The 21,150-nt window shown below is 61.4% G+C and carries 24 protein-coding genes; 11 read left to right on the top strand and 13 right to left on the bottom strand.

Annotated features, from left to right (window positions below; genetic code table 11):
• Positions 1-4: 4 nt before the first annotated feature.
• The 4 genes from BLU46_RS17310 to BLU46_RS17295 all read right to left on the bottom strand — a co-directional run bounded on the left by BLU46_RS17310 (position 5) and on the right by BLU46_RS17295 (position 3,732).
• On the bottom strand, positions 5-1,123 hold the full coding sequence (locus tag BLU46_RS17310; RefSeq protein WP_093203784.1) for a uroporphyrinogen-III C-methyltransferase: 1,119 nt from the start codon (positions 1,121-1,123) through the stop codon (positions 5-7).
• A gap of 18 nt (positions 1,124-1,141) precedes the next feature.
• Positions 1,142-1,909 (bottom strand): uroporphyrinogen-III synthase, encoded by a 768-nt coding sequence (locus tag BLU46_RS17305; RefSeq protein ID WP_093203780.1) that lies wholly within the window; start codon positions 1,907-1,909, stop codon positions 1,142-1,144.
• Positions 1,906-2,847, bottom strand: a complete 942-nt coding sequence (hemC, locus tag BLU46_RS17300) for a hydroxymethylbilane synthase (protein ID WP_008439333.1) — start codon at positions 2,845-2,847, stop codon at positions 1,906-1,908. Before hemC ends, BLU46_RS17305 begins: the two co-directional genes overlap by 4 nt.
• Positions 2,848-2,985: 138 nt before the next feature.
• Positions 2,986-3,732 carry a LytR/AlgR family response regulator transcription factor gene (locus BLU46_RS17295; protein ID WP_063033876.1) on the bottom strand — a complete coding sequence of 249 codons (747 nt, stop codon included), beginning with the start codon at positions 3,730-3,732 and terminating at the stop codon, positions 2,986-2,988.
• A gap of 564 nt (positions 3,733-4,296) precedes the next feature.
• Here BLU46_RS17295 and argH point away from each other — a divergent pair.
• Complete coding sequence (gene argH, locus BLU46_RS17290; protein ID WP_063033875.1) at positions 4,297-5,691, top strand: argininosuccinate lyase; 1,395 nt, start codon at positions 4,297-4,299, stop codon at positions 5,689-5,691.
• Between the two features lie 110 nt (positions 5,692-5,801).
• Here the strand turns inward: argH and BLU46_RS17285 are convergent, their stop codons facing one another.
• Positions 5,802-6,461 carry a glutathione S-transferase family protein gene (locus BLU46_RS17285; RefSeq protein WP_093203775.1) on the bottom strand — a complete coding sequence of 220 codons (660 nt, stop codon included), beginning with the start codon at positions 6,459-6,461 and terminating at the stop codon, positions 5,802-5,804.
• Between the two features lie 125 nt (positions 6,462-6,586).
• On the opposite strand from BLU46_RS17285, the gene BLU46_RS17280 reads away from it, so the two are divergent.
• The 3 genes from BLU46_RS17280 to BLU46_RS17270 all read left to right on the top strand — a co-directional run bounded on the left by BLU46_RS17280 (position 6,587) and on the right by BLU46_RS17270 (position 10,276).
• Positions 6,587-6,871, top strand: coding sequence for a hypothetical protein (locus BLU46_RS17280; protein ID WP_003208814.1), 285 nt, complete (start codon positions 6,587-6,589; stop codon positions 6,869-6,871).
• Between the two features lie 148 nt (positions 6,872-7,019).
• Positions 7,020-7,268 (top strand): TIGR02647 family protein, encoded by a 249-nt coding sequence (locus tag BLU46_RS17275; RefSeq protein ID WP_063033873.1) that lies wholly within the window; start codon positions 7,020-7,022, stop codon positions 7,266-7,268.
• Positions 7,269-7,435: 167 nt separating this feature from the next.
• Complete coding sequence (locus BLU46_RS17270; RefSeq protein ID WP_093203770.1) at positions 7,436-10,276, top strand: class I adenylate cyclase; 2,841 nt, start codon at positions 7,436-7,438, stop codon at positions 10,274-10,276.
• On the opposite strand, the gene rnk is transcribed toward BLU46_RS17270, so the two are convergent.
• From rnk to cyaY, 3 genes are all read right to left on the bottom strand, one after another.
• The gene (rnk, locus tag BLU46_RS17265) at positions 10,273-10,683 is read right to left on the bottom strand and encodes a nucleoside diphosphate kinase regulator (protein ID WP_017476667.1); all 411 of its coding nucleotides are present in this window, start codon (positions 10,681-10,683) and stop codon (positions 10,273-10,275) included. The genes BLU46_RS17270 and rnk overlap by 4 nt on opposite strands.
• Before the next feature lie 131 nt (positions 10,684-10,814).
• Entirely contained in the window at positions 10,815-11,033 is a 219-nt protein-coding gene (locus BLU46_RS17260; RefSeq protein WP_063033871.1) for a DUF1289 domain-containing protein, read from the bottom strand.
• Between the two features lie 2 nt (positions 11,034-11,035).
• Positions 11,036-11,368, bottom strand: coding sequence for an iron donor protein CyaY (cyaY, locus tag BLU46_RS17255; RefSeq protein ID WP_017476668.1), 333 nt, complete (start codon positions 11,366-11,368; stop codon positions 11,036-11,038).
• Positions 11,369-11,607: 239 nt separating this feature from the next.
• Here cyaY and lptM point away from each other — a divergent pair, with 239 nt between their 5' ends.
• Genes lptM through BLU46_RS17225 form a run of 6 tightly spaced genes read left to right on the top strand, consistent with a single transcriptional unit; the run spans position 11,608 to position 16,185 of the window.
• Entirely contained in the window at positions 11,608-11,769 is a 162-nt protein-coding gene (gene lptM / locus BLU46_RS17250) for an LPS translocon maturation chaperone LptM (protein WP_003208801.1), read from the top strand.
• A gap of 9 nt (positions 11,770-11,778) precedes the next feature.
• Complete coding sequence (lysA, locus tag BLU46_RS17245; protein ID WP_063033870.1) at positions 11,779-13,026, top strand: diaminopimelate decarboxylase; 1,248 nt, start codon at positions 11,779-11,781, stop codon at positions 13,024-13,026.
• 4 nt (positions 13,027-13,030) lie between these two features.
• On the top strand, positions 13,031-13,861 hold the full coding sequence (dapF, locus tag BLU46_RS17240; protein WP_003208798.1) for a diaminopimelate epimerase: 831 nt from the start codon (positions 13,031-13,033) through the stop codon (positions 13,859-13,861).
• 13 nt (positions 13,862-13,874) lie between these two features.
• A complete protein-coding gene (locus tag BLU46_RS17235) occupies positions 13,875-14,591 on the top strand; it encodes a DUF484 family protein (RefSeq protein WP_017476670.1) in 717 nt (238 codons plus the stop codon).
• Positions 14,592-14,593: 2 nt separating this feature from the next.
• The gene (gene xerC / locus BLU46_RS17230; RefSeq protein ID WP_093203765.1) at positions 14,594-15,493 is read left to right on the top strand and encodes a tyrosine recombinase XerC; all 900 of its coding nucleotides are present in this window, start codon (positions 14,594-14,596) and stop codon (positions 15,491-15,493) included.
• Positions 15,490-16,185: an HAD family hydrolase gene (locus BLU46_RS17225; RefSeq protein ID WP_093203761.1), complete on the top strand. Its 696-nt coding sequence runs from the start codon at positions 15,490-15,492 to the stop codon at positions 16,183-16,185. The genes xerC and BLU46_RS17225 overlap by 4 nt, the downstream gene beginning before the upstream one ends.
• A 186-nt stretch (positions 16,186-16,371) precedes the next feature.
• On the opposite strand, the gene sutA is transcribed toward BLU46_RS17225, so the two are convergent.
• The 4 genes from sutA to glnK all read right to left on the bottom strand — a co-directional run bounded on the left by sutA (position 16,372) and on the right by glnK (position 19,150).
• Positions 16,372-16,698, bottom strand: coding sequence for a transcriptional regulator SutA (gene sutA / locus BLU46_RS17220; RefSeq protein WP_017476674.1), 327 nt, complete (start codon positions 16,696-16,698; stop codon positions 16,372-16,374).
• A 103-nt stretch (positions 16,699-16,801) separates the two neighbouring features.
• A complete protein-coding gene (locus BLU46_RS17215; RefSeq protein WP_017476675.1) occupies positions 16,802-17,227 on the bottom strand; it encodes a secondary thiamine-phosphate synthase enzyme YjbQ in 426 nt (141 codons plus the stop codon).
• Between the two features lie 209 nt (positions 17,228-17,436).
• Positions 17,437-18,777 (bottom strand): ammonium transporter, encoded by a 1,341-nt coding sequence (locus BLU46_RS17210; protein WP_026077859.1) that lies wholly within the window; start codon positions 18,775-18,777, stop codon positions 17,437-17,439.
• A 34-nt stretch (positions 18,778-18,811) separates the two neighbouring features.
• On the bottom strand, positions 18,812-19,150 hold the full coding sequence (glnK, locus tag BLU46_RS17205; protein ID WP_002555808.1) for a P-II family nitrogen regulator: 339 nt from the start codon (positions 19,148-19,150) through the stop codon (positions 18,812-18,814).
• Positions 19,151-19,571: 421 nt separating this feature from the next.
• Here glnK and BLU46_RS17200 point away from each other — a divergent pair, with 421 nt between their 5' ends.
• Positions 19,572-19,832, top strand: coding sequence for an accessory factor UbiK family protein (locus BLU46_RS17200; protein ID WP_003208783.1), 261 nt, complete (start codon positions 19,572-19,574; stop codon positions 19,830-19,832).
• 52 nt (positions 19,833-19,884) lie between these two features.
• On the opposite strand, the gene cfa is transcribed toward BLU46_RS17200, so the two are convergent.
• Entirely contained in the window at positions 19,885-20,997 is a 1,113-nt protein-coding gene (gene cfa / locus BLU46_RS17195; protein WP_093203756.1) for a cyclopropane fatty acyl phospholipid synthase, read from the bottom strand.
• Positions 20,998-21,150 lie beyond the last annotated feature (153 nt).

Genomic DNA, 21,150 nt, shown 5'->3' with positions numbered 1-21,150 from the left:
GGCCTTACTCCTGGGTCGCCGGCTTGCCAGCGGAAGCCTTGGCTTCTTCGGCAGACAGGTGGCGACGGTCAAGGTAAGCCTGCACGGCAGCCAGGCTCGCGGCCAGGTCCGGCGTTACCACCGAGACGGCCTTGGGCTCGAGCTCGGCAATACGCGCCAGCATGGCTTTGCTTTGCGGGTTGTCTTGATTGAAGTTGTCCTGCAACACGCTGCGGGCCTCGCCCAGGGAGCGGCTGTACACCGCCGGCTCGCCATTGAGCGCCGCCCACTGCGCCTGCTCCAGCGCCAGGCTCAGGGCCAGGCGCACCTGGTTCAGGCCTTGCCCTGCCAGCAGCGGACGAATGTTGTCATCGGGGTTGAAGTCGATGCGGAAATACCGCGAGATCTGCTCCCACCACTGGCTCCAGCGGTTGTCCGTATCAGTCGTCGGACGCCCCTCGTTGGCCGCTTCCGGGAGTTGGTATTCCGGAGCGATGGCTGCCAGTTGCACGACCTGATCGCGCAATGCCGCCAGTTGCAGGTACAACCCGGTACGGTCGGGCTGTTCGATATTGCGCAACGCGGCGAGGCTCTTGGCCAACTGCTCACGGGCGGCGTACGAGCCGGGGTCACTTTGTTCGCGCAGGATTTCGTCAGCGCCCTGGACCAGCGCCTGGGCGCTGTTGATGTCCTGCAAGGCGGAAAGACGCAGGCTGGCCAGGCGGATCAAGTGCTCGGCCTCAGCCAGGCGCCAGTCTTGACGGCTGGCGCCCAGCACGGTTTCCAGGCGCTGGCTCAAGCGCTGCTGATCGCCCTGCAATTGCGCCACCAGCCGACGGCGCTCTTCGAGTTCGTCAGCACCCGGCAGTTGCCCCAGGCGCGCAGACAACTGCTGCTGGCTCTGCTTGAGGCTCTGGGATTGGTCGTCCAGATTTTGCACTTGGCCCAGCTGTTGCTGGCTGCTCGCCTGCAGTGCGCGGACCTGCCAGATCCCCCAGCCACCGGCTGCAACACCGGCTGCGCCAAGTAACAAGGCCACGATAGCCAGGCCGTTGCCACGGCGCGGGGCGGTGGTGACCGGTGTCTCAACAGGCGCATCAAGCGCGGGCTGAGCTTCATCTTTAGGCAAGGCTGTTTCGCTCACGTATCCATCCTTTGCGTATTAGAGAGTGGGAACGGAGAAACTCCGTAACGCCACTAACAAAGCCGCGGCACTGGCGCCACGACAATCCACAACTTTTTGCGCGCCAGCGGCACGCGCCATTTCGGCGACTCGCGGGCTAGGCACAAACAACGGCAGTTGTGCCACCAGGGGCCAATCTGTGCCGGCCAGGGCTTGCAGGTGTAAAAAACCCTGCCCACTGCTGACCACCACGCCGTTCAAGCGTTCCACGTTTATGCGTTGGGTCAGGGTCGCACTGTCGTAATCCGGCAGGAAACGGCGGTACAACTCCAGATAGTCGACACTAGCACCTTGCTCGCGTAAACGCTCAGCCAGCAGCTCTCTCCCGCCCTCGCCCCGCAGGATCAGCACCCGGGCACCGGGCTGTGCAATAGCCTCGCGCAGGGCAGCCAATTCAAGCAAGGCCTCACTGTCGTCACCTTCCTTAGGACAACTGACGTCAAGGCCGTGGTCGGCCAACACCTTCGCCGTAGCGGCGCCGACGCTGAACCATGGCAACGCCGGAGGTTGCGGCCAGTGTTGCGCCAACAACTGCACGCTCAGGCGCGCCGCCGGCTTGCTCACCACGATCACCGCACAATAACGGTCCAGCTCGTGAAAGATCGCGTGTTGCTCAAGCGTGACGGGCAGCGCTTCGATCTCCAGCAACGGCAGGCTGCTGCTGAAAATACCTTCCTCAGATAACGTCGCCGCCAGGGCCGCCGACTCCTCGGCGGGCCGCGTCAGCAGCACACGCCATTGCGTCACTGCGGGCCGGCCTCGCCGTACACCGCTTGCAGGATGGCACCGGCGCCTTTTTCCAGCAGTTCTTCGGCGACTTTGATACCCAGGCTGGTCGCCTCGCTTTGCGGCCCGCGAATCTCTGCAGTGAGCAGCAGCCCACCACTCGGGTCGCCCACCAGGCCACGCAGCCAGAGGTTTTCGCCCTCAAGCACGGCGTAACAGGCGATCGGCACCTGGCAGCCACCGTTGAGGTGCTTGTTCAGAGCGCGTTCGGCGGTGACGCGAATTTCAGTGTCTTGGTGATCCAGCGGCTTGAGCAGCGCATGAATTTCGCTGTCGGCGGTGCGGCATTCGATACCCACGGCGCCCTGCCCGCCAGCCGGCAAGCTGTCTTCAACGCTGATGGCCGAGGTGATGCGGTCTTCAAAACCCAGGCGGATCAGGCCGGCTGCCGCGAGGATGATCGCGTCATATTCACCGGCATCCAGCTTGGCCAGGCGGGTATTGACGTTGCCCCGCAGGAAACGAATTTGCAGGTCTGGGCGACGGGTCAGCAACTGTGCCTGGCGACGCAGGCTGGATGTGCCGACGACACTGCCCAGCGGCAGTTCATCAAGAGAGGCGTAGGTATTGGAAACGAAAGCATCGCGCGGGTCTTCGCGCTCGCAGATGCAAAACAGGCCCAGGCCTTCGGGGAAGTCCATGGGCACGTCTTTCATCGAATGCACGGCGATGTCGGCTTCGTTCTCCAGCAGAGCGGTTTCCAGTTCCTTGACGAACAGGCCTTTGCCGCCGATTTTCGACAATGGCGAATCAAGCAGCTTGTCGCCGCGACTGACCATGGGTACCAGGGACACCTTCAGGCCGGGATGAGCCTGCTCGAGGCGTGCTTTGACGTATTCGGCCTGCCATAAGGCCAGGGCGCTTTTACGGGTGGCGATGCGGATTTCGCGAGAGGACATGGATCAATCCGTACTGAATAGATACGGCAGATAATAACAGCTCAGGCAAATGCGCTTTGATTTGAATCAGCAAGTGCGGGGCCTCCCTGGCCGCGTCGCACCGGGATATGGGCGGTGAAGCTCGCATCAGCCCTTGGGCTAAAGCTGCTGCATCATCTTGCGCACACCGGCGACATGGCGCCGGCTGACGATCAAGGCGTCGCCATTGAGGCCCTTCAGGAACAGCTGAAAGTGTCCAAGCGGCGTGCGCTGCAGACGTTCGATACGCTCACGCGCCACCAGCGCGTTGCGGTGGATGCGCACAAAGCGGTCGCCAAATTCATCTTCCAACGCCTTGAGTGGCTCATCGAGCAGCACTTCACCGGCCTCGTGACGCAAGGTCACGTACTTGTGATCGGCGATGAAATAGACCACCTGATCCAGAGGAATCAGTTCGATGCCCTTGCGGGTGCGGGCGCTGATATGGCTGCGCGGCCCGTTGCCGCCCTGGGCTGCGGGCTGGGTCAAGGCGGCCAGTTGGACACGATTGGGACGCTCGGCCTTTTTCAAGGCGCGTAGCAACGCATCGGCATTGATCGGCTTGACCAGGAAACTGGCGCCGCTGGCATCCAGAGCCTCGGAAGAGAACTCATCCTGGGAGGCGCACAGCACCACCGCAGGCGGCGACTCTCGCTCGCTCAGGCGGGCAGCCACCTGCAAGCCATCAAGGCCCGGCATGCGGATGTCGAGTAACACGACGTCCGGCTTGAGGCTGTCAATAAGGGCCAAGGCCTCCTCGCCACTGGTGGCGCTCGGCTCAAGGACACTGTAGCCCTCGAGTTCACTGACCAAACGGCTCAGTCGCTCGCGGGCTTGGGGTTCGTCATCAACGATCAGGACATTCATATTGCGCTGGATTCCTGCGTGAGTCTCGCACAAGGATAGCGTAGACAGGTGCGGTGACTTCCGTCACGGCGATCCACGCTAAGACTAGCGCGAGCGGCAAAAAGTGCCCCGAGAGTGGCACCAATATTTACCCGGACCTGTTCAATCGCGCCCAAAGCCTGCTGCCTTCGGGCATCGTCGTAGGGTTTGCTGATACACAATATGAACACCCCCTTTCTAATGGATAGCCTGGAGTTCGACCTCATCGCCCGGCATTGGTGCAGTACACCGTCTGTCAGCGCGACGCTCTATCTGTGCAACTGTAGACGCTCGCGAAGATGATATTGCTCAATCGTCAAATATCGTTTCAATAAACACGCTTTGTTTATCCAAGGACCGTTAGTTTCAAACCCCCGTTCGGTCCTGGCTCCAGTCTCGTCCTGCGCGAGGCCGGCGGCAAGGCACTTAGCCATCTTGGAAACAAATAAAAATGCCCCGCCCCGGCATCATCGCCTCCGGGGGCAACCCTGTTATTATCGGCGCCACACTTTCATGCCCTCTTTCCAGCAGATCACGAGCGAATCCATGAGCACCGACAAGACCAACCAGTCCTGGGGCGGCCGCTTCAGTGAACCCGTCGACGCCTTCGTCGCGCGCTTCACCGCCTCCGTCACCTTCGACCAGCGCCTGTACCGCCACGACATCATGGGCTCGATCGCCCACGCCACGATGCTGGCCAAGGTCGGCGTACTGACCGATGCCGAGCGCGACAGCATCATCGACGGCCTCACCACCATCCGTGGCGAGATCGAAGCCGGCACCTTCGACTGGCGCGTCGACCTGGAAGACGTGCACATGAACATCGAGGCCCGCCTCACCGACCGCATCGGTGTGACCGGCAAGAAACTGCACACCGGTCGCAGCCGTAACGACCAGGTGGCCACCGATATCCGCCTGTGGCTGCGGGACGAGATCGACCTGATCCTGGCCGAAATCACCCGCTTGCAAAAAGGCCTGCTGGAGCAGGCAGAGCGTGAGTCCGGCACCATCATGCCCGGCTTCACCCACCTGCAAACCGCACAGCCTGTGACCTTCGGCCACCACCTGCTGGCCTGGTTCGAAATGCTCAGCCGCGACTACGAGCGCCTGGTGGACTGCCGCAAGCGCGCCAACCGCATGCCCCTGGGCAGCGCCGCACTGGCCGGCACCACCTACCCGATCGACCGCGAATACACCGCGCAGCTGCTGGGCTTCGACGCCGTGGGCGGCAACTCCCTGGACGGCGTGTCGGACCGTGACTTTGCCATCGAATTCTGCGCTGCGGCCAGCATCGCGATGATGCATTTGTCGCGTTTCTCCGAAGAGCTGGTGCTGTGGACCAGTGCGCAATTCCAGTTCATCGACCTGCCGGACCGCTTCTGCACCGGCAGCTCGATCATGCCGCAAAAGAAAAACCCCGACGTGCCGGAATTGGTGCGTGGCAAAAGCGGCCGTGTATTCGGCGCGCTGATGGGCCTGTTGACCCTGATGAAAGGCCAGCCGCTGGCCTACAACAAGGACAACCAGGAAGACAAGGAACCGCTGTTCGACGCCGCCGACACCCTGCGCGACTCGCTGCGGGCCTTTGCCGACATGATCCCGGCGATCAAGCCCAAGCACGCCATCATGCGTGAAGCGGCCCTGCGTGGCTTCTCCACCGCAACCGACCTGGCCGACTACCTGGTACGCCGCGGCCTGCCGTTCCGTGACTGCCACGAAATCGTAGGCCATGCCGTGAAATACGGCGTGGACACCGGCAAGGACTTGGCGGAAATGAGCCTGGAAGAACTGCGCCAGTTCAGCGACCAGATCGAGCAGGATGTGTTTGCGGTGCTGACCCTGGAAGGGTCGGTGAATGCCCGTAACCATATCGGCGGGACTGCGCCGACGCAGGTGAAGGCTGCCGTGGTTCGCGGCCAGGCATTGCTCGCCAGCCGCTAAAAGCTTAGCGAGCAAGCCCGCTCCCACATTCGACTGCATTCCAAAGATGGCACTCGGTCAAATGTGGGAGCGGGCTTGCTCGCGAAAGCGTCATCACAAACACCCAAGATTTATTTCTTGGCAGCAACCATCGCCATAAACGCCGGCATCGCCGCTTCCTTGTCCGCCGCCACCCGCTGGGCATTCGGCAACGCCTGCAAGCGTTCCAGCAACGCCTTGGCCTCCGGCAACTCAGCCAACAGATCCAGCCCGAACAGCTTCCCGGCCACCCCACAGGCCAGGTCCACGCTGTACACAAAATACAAATCCGTAATCGTGAAACTGTCCCCCGCCACATACGGCGCGAACTTCCCGTGCCGCCCCAGCGATGCGATCCCCAGCAATAACTCCGCCTTGGATTTCTCCTTGATCGCCTCCGGCACCGGCATCCCGAAAAACGCCTCGGCAAAACACGCCCGGGCCGGCAACTCGATGTACAACTCGATTTCCCTGCACAACGCCAGCACCTGGGCACGCTGGAACGGATCGCCGGGCAACAGCGATGGCCCGCCCTGGGTCTGTTCGATGTATTCGAGGATCACGCTGGTTTCGTTGATAAAGCCTTGCTCGACACCCAGCACCGGCACCTTGCCCCGGGGGCTCACGGCCAATGCTTCAGGGGTCTGGCCTGCGTAGAACGGCACCTCTTCGAAGGGCAGCCCTTTCTCCAGCAGTGCCAGTTTGACCATGTTGTAGTAGTTGCTGACCGAAAATCCATAAAGCTTGAGCATCACAAAGCCTCCAGGCCGTGTACGGGGTTGGCAGCAGTGGTTATAGAACGGGATGCCACGCCTGACCAGCAGCATCAGCCGAGTGAATGGGGGTAGACTGGCGCCCTTTCCTCCAGGAGCCTGCCATGAGCGAGCCAACCGATATCGACAACGACGAAGAAGAGTTCGCCGAGACCACCTTGATTGAAGCGATCGAAAACCAGATCGAAAGCGACAACCCGCCCGCCGCCAAGGCCACCTTCAACAAGCTGACCCTGGTGGGCTACGAGCGCGAAGACATCCTGCAAATGATGGCCCACGTGCTCGCCATCGAAATCGACGCCCTGCTCGAAGAAGACCGCGCCTTCAATACCGAATGGTATGAAACTGCCTTGCGCGCCCTGCCAGAGCTGCCGCCCGAGAAGCAATAAGCCCGACACCGCGCTGGCCAGCAAGCGCTTGCTGGCCACAATCCTGCCCCACATCAACACTGCATGAGTTCCGACTGGACAGCTCGCCCAAGTGCGTTCACCTTATGGCTGCTAGCGTCTAAAAATTCCTAGAAAGTCTGGAGTCCTTATGTCGTATACCCCTGAGTTGGTTGCCGAACTGGAAATCCTTGCACTCTTCAACCTGGGCAGCTCCCAGGAAGGTCTGAAAGTTCATCAGACCGCCGCTCCCACTGCCATCGCCGCTGCCCGGCGCCTGTTTGAAAAAGACCTGATCGACCAGCCAGATGGTGGCTACCTCACCAGCCTTGGCCGGGATGCTGCCGAACACGCACAAAGCCTGCTGACTATTCTGACGACCAGCAAAGAAGCCGCCTGACACCTTGTATCGCCCACGGGATCCTCTTTCACGGATTCCGCGGGCATTCCTGCGCCCGGGATAAAATTCTGGCGCCAAAAACAAAATCCCGCTAAACCTCCTACGCTACTGGCTGTAAACTCCCACACGGCCGCCCACGTCGGGCCCTGCGAGCCACCGAGTTCGACATGACCCGCACCCACGAAATCCGCCCCGACCTGGACGAAGGCATCGACCGCAAGGTGCTGACCCAGTTGCGCGCGCGATTTCTGGCCCTGAACGAGGGCCGCATGGCCCGGGCCGTTGAAGGGCTGACGCCGCGCCAGCAAAGCGTACTGACGCTGCTGCCGCTGTTTTTCCACGTCAATCACCCGCTGCTGCCGGGTTATGTGTCGGGCAGCACACCGGCCGGCCTGTCGAACTTTGAACCCGACGCGCAAGCGTTGGCAGAAGCTCAGCGCCTGACCCGCACGTTTTCCTACAAGCCCCGGCACGGCAACCCACCGCGCCCTATTCATGGCCTGTTCCTGATGGGCAGCCTGGGCACCCTGGCCCAGGCCGATCAAAGTGATATGGACGTGTGGGTCTGCCACGCTGCCGATCTCAGTGAGAATGAGCTGGCCGAGCTACGAAAAAAATGCCACTTGCTGGAAACCTGGGCTCTGACCATGGGCGCCGAGGCGCATTTTTTCCTGATCGAGCCGACACGGTTTATCCAGGGTGACCGCGACACCCAACTGAGCTCGGAAGACTGCGGCACCAGCCAGCATTACCTGCTGCTGGATGAGTTCTACCGCACCGCCATCTGGCTGGCAGGGCGCACGCCAATCTGGTGGCTGGTGCCGGTGTATGAAGAAACCCGCTACGCCGAATTCACCCACGCGTTGATCTCCAAGCGCTTTATCCGCGCCGATGAAACCCTCGACCTGGGCCATCTGGCCCACATCCCGCCGGGTGAATTTATCGGCGCCGGCCTGTGGCAGTTGTTCAAGGGCATCGAATCGCCCTACAAGTCGGTACTCAAGCTCCTACTGACCGAGGTCTACGCCAGCGAACACCCGAAGGTGCAGTGCCTGAGCCTGCGCTTCAAGCGGGCGGTGTTTGCCAACCAGATGGACCTGGACGAGCTGGACCCGTACATCGTGGTCTACCGCCGCATCGAGGAATACCTCAAGGCCCGCAACGAACCGGAGCGCCTGGAACTGGTGCGGCGCGCCCTGTACCTGAAGGTCAACCGCAAGCTCACGGCCGGCCAGCGCACCGACCGCTGGCAACGTTTGCTGCTGGAGCGCCTGGCCCATGAATGGGGTTGGGACCAGCGCCAACTGGCCCTGCTGGACAGCCGCAGCCAATGGAAAGTCCGCCAAGTGGCCTCCGAGCGCCGGGCGCTGGTCAACGAGCTGAACTATAGCTATCGCTTCCTGACCCAGTTTGCCCGCACCGAACAGACCGTCAGCCTGATCAACAAGCGCGACCTCAATGTGCTCGGCCGGCGCCTGTATGCCGCCTTCGAGCGCAAGGCCGGCAAGGTTGAGTTCATCAACCCCGGCATTGCCCCGGACCTGGCCGAAGACACCCTGACCCTGGTGCAATCGCCCAACCGTAAAGAGCCGGGTCAGCACCATTGGGGCTTGTACAACGGCAGCCTGACCGCCCTGGAATGGGAGCACTTCGCACCGATCAAGCGCAGCCGCGACCTGCTGGAAATGCTCACCTGGTGCCACCGCAACGGCGTGATCGACAGCAGCACCCGCCTGGCCTTGCACCCCGGCAGCAGCGACATGACCGAATTCGAGCTGTTCAACCTGCTGGGCAGCCTGCAACAGACCGTCGCCCTGCCCTTGGCCAGCGTCGATGAAGAACGTCTGTTGCGCTCGGCGGTGCCCGAGGAAGTGCTGCTGCTGATCAACGTCGGCGTCGATCCGCTCAAGCACCACCGCGACCTGAACATCCTGATGACCACCGAGCGCACCGACTCCCTGAGTTACGCCGGCGTACGGGAAAACCTGGTGCTAACCCTGGACCAGGTCACGCTCAACAGCTGGAACGAGGTGATGGTCAGCCGCTACGACGGCCCCCACGCGCTGCTCGACTGCCTGCGGGATTACCTGAACCAGCTGCCGGCCAATCACCTGCCGCGATTGCGGGTGCGTTGCTTCTGCCACAACCGTGCGCAATTCATTGCCCAGCGCGTGGAAGAAATCTTCGACACCGCGCAAAACCTGATGCTGAGCCAGGAAAACCACCGCTACCTGGTGCAGGTGCAGCAGCACTACCACGTGATGGAACTGACACCCGGCCAAGCCAACCATGTGTCACTGGCGACCCAGGACGCGCTGATCGCCTACCTCAGTGAAGAACTGGCCAGCTACAGCCCGCTGCACCTGGACACCATGGCCCTCGAAGACCACGACCTGGCGCTGTTGCTGCCCATGGGCCTGCCCGACTGTGTGCAGGTGTTCTACCGGATCAACGAAGGGGTTGCCGAGCTGTACGTGCTGGATGAATTCAACGCGCTCTGGCAGCAGCGCCTGCCGTTTCACGACGAGCAAAGCCTTCTGGTGCCGCTGCAGCGCTTCCTGCAATCGATTATTTATCGGCGCGACGCGCTGCTGCCGCTGGACCCGCAACAGCCACTCGGCGCGGTGCAAATCCTGTATTACCAGCTGTTGCCGTCAGGCAGCGGCCGCGCACGCCGGGCCGAACCGCGCCCAGCGCCGCAAACCCCGGCCAATAAACCGTTCTACGACGTGCAGGCGATTATCGGCAAGGCAGCACCGGGCCAGGTGGGGATCACCTTGTACTGCAATCAACGGGAGTTTTCCGAGCTGGAATTTGGCGACCAACTGTTTGCGGTGGTCGCCCAGCAAATCGTCGGGCAACGCCGGGAGGCCGAGCGCTACCGCTGCTACATCACCGATCTGGACCTGTCCGGCCTGCTCGGTGATGTTCAAAGCCCGAGCAATCTGTACCTGCGCTACAAGGCTGATCTGGAACTGGCGCTCAATGAAGCGCTGAACCAGGTTTAGAGAGGAAAGGCACCACCGTCTTTCGGCTGGCCTTCGACGCCGAGCAATTCAAGCTTGAGGGTTTTGCCACCTGGTGCTGGCCAGTCGATGTGCTGGCCGACTTGCAGGCCCAACAAAGCGCTGCCCACCGGCGCCAGGATCGAGATTTTGCCTTCGTCGGCGTTCGCGTCCTTGGGGTAGACCAGGGTCAGGTGATAGTCCTTGCCACTGCCTTGTTCACGGCAATGCACGCTGGAGTTCATGGTCACGACAGTTGCAGGCACTTCATCGTGGCCAACCACTTCTTCGGCGCGGTCGAGTTCGTGTTGCAGGGCTTCAACGCCCGGCGACGCCTCGCCTACACGGTCGATCAGTTGCTCAAGACGCTGCACGTCAAGACGGGTGAGGATGATGGAAGGTGCGGTCATGATTCAGGCAGACTCCTTTTTTCTGCACAAAAAAGCAAAACCCCGCCAGGAAAAGGCGGGGTTCTCACGGACCTCGATGAGTTGAGGTGTATCCGGACACTACCACAGCACAATAAATAAACAAGACGGCCTCAGGCGGAGGCCTTGCGCTGCTCGGCCTGGGCGACGATCACGCGGCGCCGCGCATCGTCGGCGGAGCGCCATTCACGGATGTCTTCTACATGACGAAAGCAGCCGAGGCAGACTTTGTGCTCATCCAGCCGACATAAACTGATACAAGGTGACGGCACCGCCGGGCTGACATTGCTGAACAGCGGCTTGGGCGGGCGTACGGGTACGGGCTGCGTCACGATCAGATCTCGTCGAAGTCCAGCTCGACGCCGGTATATTCATGAATCAGGCGCGTGAGCATCTCGCCCAACAACTCTTCGCTCTTGTCGCACTGCCATTTGCCGCTTTCTTCGTCGTAGTCGAAGTGAACGCCACCGGAGCGCGCAGCCAGCCACAGCTGACGCAGCGGTTCCTGGCGACTGAAGATCAGTTGCTGGCCACTCTCAAACTTGACGGTCAGCACACCGGCCGAGTTCTCCAGGTCCACATCCAGGCCGCTGTCGTCGAAAATATCCTCCAGCGCTTGCTGGGTCGAATCCACCAGGTCGTGAAAACGGGCTTCGGTCAAACTCATTGTGGGAACCTCGAAAAGTGTCTGGTCTCGCTCAAGCGCCGCACAATACGGACGCGCCATCATGATTGCAAAGGATACCGATTTCATTACCCGCAGCTGCGTGAATTATCCCTGATTGGTGTAAGCGCAATCGCGACAAACTCGGCAAAGCCCCGCCGGACGGGTATTTCGGCGCATAGGCAATCCGGCGGGTGGTCGGTATACTCGGGCGCAATTAATGCATATTCAAGGATTTCGCCATGAAGCGCCTGATCTCTTCCCTTGCTGCGCTCGTCGCGGTCGCTTGCCTCGTTAGTGCCTGTGGTCAAAAAGGCCCGCTGTATCTGCCCGATGACAGCAAAGACCCGAATGAACAGGCGCAATCGTCGCAAACCAAAGCGCACAAGCACGACACCTACTAAGGGAACATCATGGACGCTTTTAACTACCGGGACGGCGAGCTGTTCGCGGAAGGTGTCGCGCTGTCCGCCATTGCCGAGCGCTTTGGTACCCCGACCTACGTGTACTCCCGTGCCCACATCGAAGCGCAATACCGCTCCTTTGCCGACGCGCTGGAAGGCACGCCAAGCCTGGTGTGCTACGCGGTAAAAGCCAACTCCAACCTGGGTGTACTCAATGTCCTGGCGCGCCTTGGCGCCGGTTTCGACATTGTGTCCCGGGGCGAGCTTGAGCGTGTGCTGGCCGCTGGCGGCAAAGCTGACAAGATCGTGTTCTCCGGCGTCGGCAAGAGCCGCGAAGACATGCGCCGCGCCCTGGAAGTTGGCGTGCACTGCTTCAACGTCGAGTCCACCGACGAGTTGGAGCGCCTGCAAGTGGTGGCCGCCGAGATGGGCGTTCGCGCACCGATCTCCCTGCGGGTCAACCCGGACGTAGACGCCGGCACTCACCCGTACATTTCCACCGGTCTCAAAGAGAACAAGTTCGGCATCGCCATTGCCGACGCCGAGGACGTGTACATCCGTGCCGCCCAACTGCCAAACCTGGAAGTATTGGGCGTCGACTGCCATATCGGCTCGCAACTGACCAGCCTGCCACCGTTCCTCGACGCCCTCGACCGCCTGCTGGCGCTGATCGACCGCCTCGGCGAATGCGGCATCTACCTGCACCACATCGACCTCGGTGGCGGCGTGGGCGTGCGTTATCGCGACGAAGAACCGCCGCTGGTTTCCGACTACATCAAGGCCGTGCGCGAGCGCACCGAAGGCCGCGACCTGACGCTGATGTTCGAGCCAGGCCGCTACGTCGTCGCCAATGCCGGCGTGCTGCTGACCCAGGTCGAGTACCTCAAGCACACCGAACACAAGGATTTCGCCATCGTCGATGCGGCGATGAACGACCTGATCCGCCCGGCGCTGTACCAGGCCTGGATGGATGTGACGGCCGTCAAGCCACGTGCTGGCGAAGGCCGCAGCTACGACGTGGTCGGCCCGATCTGCGAGACCGGCGACTTCCTGGCCAAGGAACGTCAGCTGGCCCTGGAAGAAGGCGACCTGCTGGCCGTGCATTCGGCCGGTGCCTACGGGTTTGTCATGAGCTCCAACTACAACACCCGCGGGCGTACCGCCGAGGTGCTGGTGGACGGTGATCAAGCGTTTGAAGTGCGTCGCCGCGAGACGGTAGCCGAGTTGTTTGCTGGCGAAAGCCTGCTGCCGGAGTAAGGCCATGTTGCTGCGTTTTACCAAGATGCACGGGCTGGGCAATGACTTCATGGTTCTCGACCTGGTCAGCCAGCACGCGCATATCCTGCCCAAGCACGCCAAGCTGTGGGGCGACCGGCACACCGGTGTCGGCTTCGACCAGTTGTTGCTCGTGGAAGCACCGAGCAACCCGGAAGTGGATTTCCGTTACCGGATCTTCAACTCCGACGGCTCCGAAGTGGAACAGTGCGGCAACGGTGCCCGCTGTTTCGCCCGCTTTGTGCTGGACAAGCGCCTGACCGCCAAGCGGCAGATTCGCGTCGAGACCAAAAGCGGCATTATCGAGCTGGATATTCGCAGCGACGGCCAGATCGGCGTCAACATGGGCGCCCCACGGCTGGTGCCGGCGGACATTCCGTTCCAGGCCACCGAGCAAGCCCTGAGCTATGCGGTGGATGTGGACGGCAAGACCGTCAACCTGGCTGCCGTGTCCATGGGCAACCCCCATGCCGTGCTGCGGGTCGATGACATCAACAGCGCACCGGTTCACGAACTGGGGCCGAAGATCGAAAACCACCCGCGCTTTCCAGCGCGGGTTAACGTGGGTTTCCTGCAGGTCATCGACCGTTCCCGTGCGCTATTGCGCGTCTGGGAACGCGGTGCCGGCGAAACCCAGGCTTGCGGTACCGGCGCCTGCGCCGCTGCCGTAGCCGCGATCAGCCAGGGGTGGATGGATTCGCCACTGCTGATCGACCTGCCCGGCGGACGTCTGTCCATCGAATGGGCAGGCCCTGGCCAACCGGTGAAAATGACCGGCCCGGCCACCCGCGTCTACGAAGGACAGGTCCGTCTATGAGTGAGAAAATCTAATGACTGATAAGCCTCAAGTACCCGCGAACGCATCCCCAAGCGAAAGTCTGGAGGCCGCAGCCGTTGCGGCGTATCTGGAGGCTAATCCGGACTTCTTCGTCGAACACGAAGAACTGCTGCCGGCCCTGCGCATTCCCCACCAGCGCGGCGATACCGTGTCGCTGGTGGAGCGGCAGATGAAGATCCTGCGCGAGCGCAATATCGAGATGCGTCATCGGCTCTCGCAGCTGATGGACGTGGCCCGCGACAACGACCGCCTGTTCGACAAGACCCGCCGCCTGGTCCTGACCCTGATGGACGCCGCCAGCCTGGAAGAAGCGGTTATTGCCGTCGAAGACAGCCTGCGCCAGGACTTCCAAGTGCCTTTTGTCAGCCTGATCCTGTTCAGCGACAACCCGATGCCGGTAGGGCGCTGGGTCAGCGGCAGCGATGCCCAGACCGCCATTGGCGGCTTGCTGTCCGAAGGCAAGACCATCAGCGGCACCCTGCGCGAGCATGAGCTGGACTTCCTGTTTGGCGCCGAACAGCGCCAGCAGATCGGCTCCACCGCTGTGGTCGCCCTGAGTCATCAAGGTTTACACGGTGTGCTGGCCATCGCCAGCCGTGATCCACAGCACTACAAAAGCTCGGTGGGCACGCTGTTCCTGAGCTACATCGCCGAAGTGCTGGGTCGCGTCCTGCCGCGCTTCACCACTGCCCTGCGCGCGGTGCGCTAACCATGGAACGACAACTGGACGCCTACTGCGCTCACCTGCGCAGCGAGCGCCAGGTGTCGCCGCATACCCTGGAAGCCTACCGTCGGGACTTGAACAAGGTCCTGGCGTTCTGCGAGAAGCAACACATCAGCAGCTGGAAGGCCCTGGATATCCAGGGTCTGCGCAGCCTGATCGCCCGCCTGCACCAGCAAGGCCAATCCTCCCGCAGCCTGGCGCGCCTGCTGTCGGCGGTACGCGGCCTCTATCACTACCTGAACCGCGAAGGCCTGTGCGACCACGACCCAGCCAACGGCCTGGCGCCGCCCAAGGGTGAACGCCGCCTGCCCAAGACCCTCGACACCGACCGTGCCCTGCAATTGCTCGACGGCGCCGTGGAGGACGACTTCCTGGCTCATCGCGACCAGGCGATCCTCGAACTGTTCTACTCCTCGGGCCTGCGCCTGTCGGAGCTGACCGGGCTCAACCTCGATCAGCTGGACCTGGAGGATGGCCTGGTGCAGGTGCTCGGCAAAGGCAGCAAGACCCGCGTATTACCGGTGGGCAAGAAGGCCCGCGAAGCCCTGCTGCTGTGGCTGCCCCTGCGTGCCCTGGCCAACCCGGCGGATGACGCCGTGTTTATCAGCCAGCAAGGCCGCCGCCTCGGGCCACGGGCCATTCAGTTACGGGTCAAGGCCGCCGGCGAGCGCGAGCTGGGGCAAAACCTGCACCCGCACATGCTCAGGCACTCCTTTGCCAGCCACCTGCTGGAGTCGTCCCAGGACCTGCGCGCGGTGCAGGAACTGCTTGGCCACTCAGACATCAAGACCACCCAGATCTACACCCACCTGGACTTTCAACACCTGGCAACGGTGTACGACAGCGCCCATCCACGGGCCAAACGCATTAAGGGCAGTGACTCATGAGCATCAAGCTGATCACCTTCGACCTGGACGATACGCTCTGGGATAACGTGCCGGTCATCATCAGCGCCGAGGCGTCAATGCGCGAGTGGCTGGCGACCCATGCCACCAAGGTGGGCGACTTGCCTCTGGAGAAGTTTGCCAGCCTGCGCCAACAGGTGCTGGAGCGACATCCAGAGCTGAAATACCGCATCAGCGTGTTGCGTCAAAAGGTGCTGCAACATGCTTTCGAGGAAGCCGGATACCCGTTGCCGGAAGCGGCGCAGATGGCGGACGTGTGCTTTGAAGCGTTCATCCACGCCCGGCATCAACTCACCGTATTCCCCGAAGCGGAACCGATGCTGCAAGCGCTTCGCCGCGACTATCTGCTGGGGGTGATTACCAACGGCAATGCCGATGTGCAGCGTGTGGGGCTGGCGGATTACTTTCACTTTGCACTCCGGGCTGAAGACATTGGTATTGCCAAGCCGGATGCGCGGTTGTTCCAGGAGGCCCTGCAGCGCGGTGGCGTAGCGCCGAGCGCTGCGGTGCACGTTGGCGATCATCCGGGGGATGACATAGCCGGTGCGCAGCAGGCGGGGCTGCGGGCGGTGTGGTTCAACCCGGCGGGCAAGGTCTGGGAGGCCGAGAAGTTGCCGGATGCCGAGATTCGCAGCCTGACCGAGTTGCCAGCACTCCTGACCCGCTGGAAGTGACCCCGAACTTACCGTAGCAGCTGCCGAGCCTTGGCGAGGCTGCGTTTGCGGTGTGTCAGGCAGGCCGCCAACGCAGCCTCGCCAAGGCTCGACAGCTGCTACGAGAACGGACGAAATCCCATTTTGTAGCGCTCATGAAAAAGCCCGCAGCGACGGCGGGCTTTTTCAGCAAGCAAACAGCAAGCCTTAGATAGGCCGGCTGCCGTACTTGTTATCAGGCTTCTTCGGTGGATCTGCCACCACGTTAGCCTCGACTTCCTGCACTTTGCCGCCTTTAGCGAGGAACTCTTCCATCGCACGGGCCAGCGCATCGCGCTCTTTGTTCTTGGCTTCTACGCTCGGCAGTTCGTCAACCGACACCGCAGCCTTGGCTTTGCCCTTGGCTACCGGGACCGGTGCATCATCGCCACCGTCGTCGTCAGCCACGTCTTCGGCAGCCGCCTCAAGACCTTCTTCGGTTTCGTCGTCGTCGCCTACTTCGAGGTCGTCGTTTTCCAGATCATCGTCGCTCATGTTCTACCTCATGACTTGCGAAAAGCAGATTAGTTATAGCCCAGCTTCGCCGCCTGTCGACGGCCGCCGGAAAAAAATCAACATCCACCGGATCACCAGTGGCTTATGCCCCATCACCGTGCAAGGTGGCGAGGACTTTACGAGCACCGCCATGATCACGGTGCTCGCCCAGATAAACACCTTGCCAGGTCCCCATCGCCAAGCGGCCGGCCCTTACCGGCAAACTCAGCTGACAGCCCAGCAGACTGGCCTTGAAGTGCGCCGGGAGATCATCCGGACCTTCGTCGTTGTGTTCATATCCCGCCATGCCTTGCGGCACCAGCGCATTGAAAAAACGCTCGAAGTCACGGCGAACCGCCGGGTCGGCATTCTCGTTGACCGTCAACGAGGCCGAGGTGTGCTGCAGCCACAAATGCAACAGGCCCACCCGACAGGCCTTCAATTCAGGCAAGCCGGCGAGCAACTCGTCCGTCACCAGATGAAAGCCCCGGGGCTTGGCCCGCAGGGTTATCAGGGTCTGTTGCCACATACAGTTCTCCGCCTATCGGCGCGCATTCTAGCGCGCTCAGGGAAAAAACAAAGTGCCGAATACGCCTACATGCCTGTAAGACATTCGCACGCTGAAAAGTGCGGTGTGGATCCCATCACAAAGTCGCCAAAAAACCCATACACCTTTAGCCACAGACAAACCCCAGGCAAAAAAATGCCCGGCAAGCCGGGCATCTTTTTTTCGCGTACTTACAAGTTGTAGCCGCGCTCGTTGTGTTGCGCCAGGTCGAGGCCGACAGCCTCTTCTTCTTCGGTCACCCGCAGGCCCATCACAGCGTCCAGCACCTTGAGGATGATGAACGTCACGATGGCGGTGTAGATGACGGTGAAGCCGACGCCTTTGCACTGGATCCAGACTTGTGCAGCGATATCAGTGGTGGTGGCGTTGAAGCCGCCCATCGCTGGTGCCGCGAACACACCGGTCAGGATCGCGCCGAGGATACCGCCGATACCGTGTACGCCGAAGGCGTCCAGGGAGTCGTCGTAGCCCAGTTTGCGTTTCAGGGTAGTGGCGCAGAAGAAGCACACTACACCGGCCGCCAGGCCGATCACCAGGGCGCCCATCGGGCCCACGGTGCCCGCAGCTGGAGTGATTGCCACCAGGCCAGCAACCACACCCGAGGCAATGCCCAGCGCGCTTGGCTTACCGTGGGTGACCCACTCGGCGAACATCCAGCCCAGCGCCGCCGCAGCGGTAGCGATCTGGGTGACCAGCATCGCCATACCGGCAGTGCCGTTGGCCGCAGCAGCGGAGCCGGCGTTGAAGCCGAACCAGCCGACCCACAGCATGGCCGCGCCCACCAGGGTGTAACCGAGGTTGTGCGGTGCCATTGGGGTGGTTGGGAAGCCTTTGCGCTTGCCGAGTACCAGGCACGCTACCAGGCCGGCAACACCGGCGTTGATGTGCACCACGGTGCCGCCTGCGAAGTCCAGTACGCCCCAGTCGCCCAGCAACGAACCCGGACCGCCCCATACCATGTGGGCAATCGGTGCGTAGACCAGGGTGAACCAGACGCCCATGAAGATCAGCATCGCGGAGAACTTCATACGCTCGGCGAACGCACCGACGATCAGCGCCGGGGTGATGATCGCGAAGGTCATCTGGAAGGTCACAAACACGGCTTCAGGGAACAACGCCGCCGGGCCGGTGATGCTGGCCGGGGTCACACCCGAAAGGAACAGTTTGGACAAGCCACCCACAAAGGAGTTGAGGTTGACGACGCCTGCTTCCATACCGGTGGTATCGAACGCCATGCTGTAGCCGTAGACGAACCACAGGATGGTGATCAGGCCGGTGATGGCGAAGCACTGCATCATCACGGAAAGAATGTTTTTGGAGCGAACCATGCCGCCGTAGAACAGCGCGAGGCCTGGAATGGTCATGAACAGTACCAGCGCGGTGGACGTAAGCATCCACGCAGTGTCGCCGGAATTGAGGACTGGAGCTGGTACTGGGTCCGCCGCCATGGCCAGGGCCGGCATTACGAGGGACAACAGGGCTCCTAGCCCTGCGAATTTACGCAGAGTCATATTGTTTTCTCCTGGGGCGTTGGGGTTTGGCGGCTTAGATTGCGTCGGTATCGGTTTCGCCGGTACGGATGCGAATAGCCTGTTCCAGATTGACCACGAAGATCTTGCCGTCACCGATCTTGCCGGTGTTGGCGGCCTTGGTTATCGCCTCGATAACCCGGTCAAGATCCTTGTCGTCAATGGCGACATCAATCTTCACCTTTGGCAGGAAATCGACCACGTATTCCGCGCCGCGATACAGCTCGGTGTGACCCTTCTGCCGACCGAAGCCTTTGACCTCAGTAACGGTAATGCCCTGCACGCCGATCTCGGACAGTGACTCGCGTACATCGTCCAACTTGAACGGCTTGATGATGGCAGTGACTAGCTTCATGAAAACTCTCTCCCGAATTGGTGGACTTGCCCCAGGAAAACAAACCCGTCTCAAGTCTAAGCGCAGTGCCTGGCTTTGTAACGCTTCGTCGCCTTGGCATTTGCCATTGCGACGCTCGCTAACCACTGGTGACGAAACACCTACCCCGCTCCGTCGGCGCACTGCATCGTCACAGCGACTGCATCAGTGCATGGGTCATGATCGTCTAAGCAGAAAGCTTGCCAGCTCCGTAAAAATCACTGAAATCAGTCCTTTGTTCGCTCGCGCCCACCTACCGGGCGCCACGACGGCGAAGATACGCACGAAAACGGTGCGCGACCGCCCGTCCCCATGCGCGAAAAGCGTGCGCCACCGCTGCTGGAAATGACTATAGACGCTGCGTGATACACTGCCGGCCAACAGATTTTCCGGACGATTTCCCATGCTCGCGCCCAAAGACCTCCTCGACGCCCTGAGCGGCCACGCCTCCCGCCTGTTCAGCAGCGACACGCCGCTGCCACGCAATGAAATTGAAAGCCAGTTCAAGGCGCTGCTGCAAAGCGGTTTCAGCAAGCTGGATCTGGTAAGCCGGGAAGAGTTTGATAGCCAGATGGTGGTGTTGGCGCGCACTCGGGCGCGGTTGGAAAGCCTTGAGGCCAAGGTGGCGGAGCTGGAAGCGCGATTGACGCCGGCCGCCGAATAAACCGGCCCAACCGGGGCAGGTTTCGCCTGTCCCCGTTAAACCGCTGTAACCCTCAGCTCACCCGCTGATACCCGCCGACAACGCCCTTCTTCGACAATACCCACTGCCACAACTGGATATCCCGCGCGCGAAACGCCCCTGCACACGACAGCAGGTAATAGCGCCACATCCGGTAGAAACGCCGCCCGAAGGTTTCGGCGAAGTCCGGCCAAGCCAGTTCGAAGTTCTCGCACCAGGCCATCAGTGTCTTGTCGTAATCGGCGCCAAAGTTGTGCAAATCCTCGGCAACAAACAGCCCGTCCATGGCGTCGCCGATCTGCCCGATCGAGGGCAAATCACCGTTGGGAAAGATGTATTTGTCGATCCACGGGTCCGGCGTGCTGTTGCGTTGGTTCTTGCCGATGGTGTGCAACAGGAACAGGCCGTCGTCCTTCAGGCAGCGGTTGGCCACCTCCATATACGCCCGATGGTTCTTGCGCCCCACATGCTCAAACATGCCGACGCTGGCGATATGGTCGAATTGCTCGTCGATGTCCCGATAGTCCTGCAAACGAAACTCGATCGGCAGATGTGCATACTTGGCGCGGCCCCACTCCGCCTGCTCCTTGGAGATGGTCACACCCACGCACTCCACGCCATAGTGCTCGGCCGCATGGCTCATGAAACTGCCCCAGCCACAGCCGATATCCAGCACGCGCATGCCCGGCTTGAGACCGAGCTTTTTACAGATCAGGTCCAGCTTGGCGAACTGCGCCTGCTCCAGGGTGGTGGCATCTTTCCAGTAGCCACAGGTGTACGTCATGCGCGAGTCGAGCATGCGCGCGTAGAAGTCATTGCCAAGGTCGTAGTGCGCCTCGCCGACTTGCCAGGCGCGCTTCTTGTTTTGCAGATTCAGCCAGCGGGAGCTGAACGCGTGAAACAACAAGGTGGCCGGGTTGGCCTGGTCGATCACCCCAGAGCGCATGAGGCGGTAGAAAAACTCATCCAGCGCCTCGGCGTCCCAACCGCCATCCATGTAGTCCTCGCCAAGGCCAAGGTTGCCTTTGGCCAGGGCCAGGTCGAACGTAGCACTGTGGTGCAGTTGCATATCCGCAGCCGACGGCCCGTTTACCTCAATCTGCGCCTGCGCCAGCAACTCCTTAACGAAGCGCGCTCCCTGAGACATCTCATCAGAACCGGAAAAAGAATGACGCGTTTTGTTAAGCACAATTGCTCTCCAGAAATAGCGTTGCCTTTGATTCATACACTGCGAGAAATCTGGCCATGGAAGCGTCTGGCAAGGCCCTCAAGGCATCACCGGGTACGCTGGCTGGGAACA

This window comes from Pseudomonas yamanorum, assembly GCF_900105735.1.
Classification (GTDB): Bacteria; Pseudomonadota; Gammaproteobacteria; order Pseudomonadales; family Pseudomonadaceae; genus Aquipseudomonas; species Aquipseudomonas yamanorum.
The sequence above is the reverse complement of the archived record's forward strand: the minus strand, read 5'-3'. Positions and strand labels throughout refer to the sequence as shown.